General features: G+C 75.4%; 3 protein-coding genes. 2 read left to right on the top strand and 1 reads right to left on the bottom strand.

What is annotated here, in order from left to right; translation table 11 throughout:
• Both N866_RS21630 and N866_RS17640 read left to right on the top strand, forming a co-directional pair.
• A partial coding sequence (locus N866_RS21630; RefSeq protein WP_034229036.1) for a hypothetical protein occupies positions 1-472 on the top strand: 472 nt, incomplete at its 5' end.
• Between the two features lie 117 nt (positions 473-589).
• On the top strand, positions 590-2,080 hold the full coding sequence (locus N866_RS17640; RefSeq protein WP_081802791.1) for an MFS transporter: 1,491 nt from the start codon (positions 590-592) through the stop codon (positions 2,078-2,080).
• Positions 2,081-2,147: 67 nt separating this feature from the next.
• On the opposite strand, the gene N866_RS17635 is transcribed toward N866_RS17640, so the two are convergent.
• Positions 2,148-2,651 (bottom strand): OsmC family protein, encoded by a 504-nt coding sequence (locus N866_RS17635; RefSeq protein WP_081802790.1) that lies wholly within the window; start codon positions 2,649-2,651, stop codon positions 2,148-2,150.
• Between the last annotated feature and the right edge of the window lie 295 nt (positions 2,652-2,946).

The following is a 2,946-nucleotide window of genomic DNA, read 5'->3' as shown; positions in this document are numbered from 1 at the left end:
CGCCGCGGCCGAGGCCGCCGTGCGGCGCACGGCGCGGCGTCTGCTCCTGCCCGCCCGGGCCGGCGTCGCCGTCGCGCTCCTCGCGGCCGTGCTCCTGTGGATGCTCGGGTTCGCGGAGCTCCGCAACCAGGGGACGGTCGTCCTGCTCACCGCGGGGATCGGGGTGCTGGCGCTCGGCCTGCTCGCCGCCACGGCGTTCTCGCCGGGGTTCGTCGCGGAGCTCGGGTCCGGGACGGGTGCGGTGCTCACCCGCGCCGGCTCGGTCGGTCGGCACGTGGAGCAGATCTTCGCGGACCGGACGGGGCCGGCGGTCCGGGCGATGACGGCCCTCGGCGCTCCCCCGCCCCGGCCCACGACGCTCCCGCGGCTGCGCGCCTCGGTCCGGGCCGCCGCCGGACGGGTCTACGGCGCGGCCTTCGTCGTCGGGCTGGCGCTGTTCCTGGGCATGACGCGGGTCCTCGGCCTGCTCTAGACGTACTGACCGGGGACGTGGGTCGGGTGGGTGCGACGCCCTGATGCGGGACGCGCCCGTCACCCGCAGGGACGAGTCGTCCCGCCGCCTCGGGGGACGCGGGCGTACTCTGCGCGCGTGAGCCCAGACCACGCGTCGGGCGGCGACGACGCCGTCCTGCCGGCCTCCCCCGTCCCCGCCGCCCAGAGCCCCGCGCAGCCCGGGACGACCGTGGACGCGTGTCCCGGTCGCATCGCCGCCTGGGCACTGTGGGACTGGGGGTCGGCGGCGTTCAACGCGGTCGTGACCACGTTCGTCTTCACGCGGTGGATCACCAGCGAGGCGTTCGTGGACCCCGCGGTCGTGGCGGCCGCCGAGGCCGAGGGGGCGGGGGCGGGACCTGCGACCGACGCCCTGGACCTCGCGCTCGCCCAGCACTCCGCGTGGCTGGGCTGGGGCCTCGCCATCGCCGGGCTGCTCATCGCGGCGCTGGCGCCCGTCGTCGGCGCCCGCTCGGACGACGCGGGCAGGCGCCGGCGGTGGCTCGGCGTCCACACCGCCGTCGTCGTCGTGCTCATGGCGGCCATGTTCGTCGTCGAGCCGGACGAGGACGCGCTGACCTTCAACCTGCTGCTGGGGATCACCCTGCTGGCGATGGCGAACGTCGTCTTCGAGCTGGCGTCGGTGAACTACAACGCGATGCTGGCCCAGATCTCCTCGCCGCGGTCGTTCGGGCGGGTGAGTGGCATCGGCTGGGGCGCGGGGTACATCGGCGGGATCGTCCTGCTCCTCATCCTCTTCGTCGGGTTCATCAACCCGGACGTCGGCTGGTTCGGCGTCACGTCCGAGAACGGGATGAACATCCGCGTCGCGGTCCTCGTCTCGGCGCTGTGGTTCGGCGTCTTCGCCCTCCCCGTCCTGCTGGCCGTGCCCGAGCTGCCTGCCGACAGCACCCGGCGCCGTTCCGGCGTGGCGGAGTCCTACCGGACGCTCTGGCGGGACGTCACGGGGCTGTGGCGGCACTCCCGCTCCACGCTCCGCTTCCTCGTCGCCAGCGCCGTCTACCGCGACGGTCTCGCGGGCGTCTTCACCTTCGGTGCGGTCATCGCCTCCGGCACCTTCGGGTTCAGCGCGAGCGAGGTCGTGGTGTTCGCGATCGCCGCGAACGTCGTGGCCGGCCTGTCCACCTTCGCCGCCGGGTTCCTCGACGACCGGCTCGGTCCGAAGCGGGTCATCGTCGGGTCCCTGATCGGCCTGCTCGTCGCCGGGACGGCGGTGTTCGTCCTGCACGACGGCGGCGCGACGGTGTTCTGGGTCTTCGGCCTCCTGCTGACGGTGTTCGTCGGGCCCGCGCAGTCCGCCAGCCGGTCGCTCCTGGCCCGGGTCATCCCGCCGGGCCGCGAGAGCGAGATCTTCGGCCTCTACGCGACCACGGGCCGTGCCGCGAGCTTCCTGGCGCCCGTCGCGTTCTCGAGCTTCATCGCGATCTCCGGCGCGCAGTACTGGGGCGTCCTGGGGATCATGCTGGTGCTCGGCCTGGGCCTGGCGCTGCTCCTGCCGCTGACGGTCCGGCCGGTGCCGGTCGAGGCCGTCCCGCCCGCCCCGGCAGCCGGCCGCGTCGCCCCCTGACCTGCGAGCACTGAGCGGCCAGGGCCGAGTCGACCCGACGCCGAGCCGACCCCGCACGGACGCGGGGTCAGGACGGCTCGACCAGCCGCATCGCCACGGGCGTGCCCGCCTCCACCGTCCGCGAGACGGTGCACGAGCGCTCGTGCGAGATGCGCAGGGCCCGCGGCAGCACGTCCCGCGCGGCGTCGCCCTCGGGCCCCTCGGGGAACCGCACGTCGAACGAGACCACGAGGTCCGTCAGCATGTTGCCGCCGTTCAGGCGCACCTTGTCTCCCTCCACGCGGACGGTGAACCGGTCCGGCTCGACCCGGCGCGCGGTCACGGTGTCGACGTCCACCGCCGAGCACGCCCCGAGCGCGACGAGCAGCAGCTCGACGGGCGTGAAGTCCGCGTCGCCGGTCGCGCTGACCCGCAGCTCGCCGCCCCGGGCGTTGCGGGCGAGGTAGGTGCTCGGACCCGTGCGATCGATGTCGACGGTGCGGCGCGCCGAGGGGGCGTCCGTGGTCGGGTCGGTCGCATCGGTCGCGGCGGACGCGTGCGTGGGGCCGGTGAGGTTCTCGGGCGTCGTCATGGTTCGATGCTGCCACCCGGGAGCCACCTCCAGGGGCCCCCGGGCGCCTGCGGGGTCACGGTCGCGGGCGAGGCTGAGAGACCACAGGGCCCGGGGCGGAACAGGGCGGCGGGGCGGACGGTTGTCCCCTCGACGATCCTCGCCCCGACGCCGCCCGGAGGGCCCGATGCCGCTGCCCCGCACGACCCCGGACACCGGGCGCGCCGCCGTGGCGGGCCTCGTGGCGGCCGGTGCGACGCTCGGGGCGGCCCACCTGGTCGCGTCGGTCGTCGACCCGCGGGCGACGCCGCTGATC

Source organism: Actinotalea ferrariae CF5-4, assembly GCF_000603945.1.
Taxonomy (GTDB): Bacteria; Actinomycetota; Actinomycetes; order Actinomycetales; family Cellulomonadaceae; genus Actinotalea; species Actinotalea ferrariae.
The sequence above is the reverse complement of the archived record's forward strand: the minus strand, read 5'-3'. Positions and strand labels throughout refer to the sequence as shown.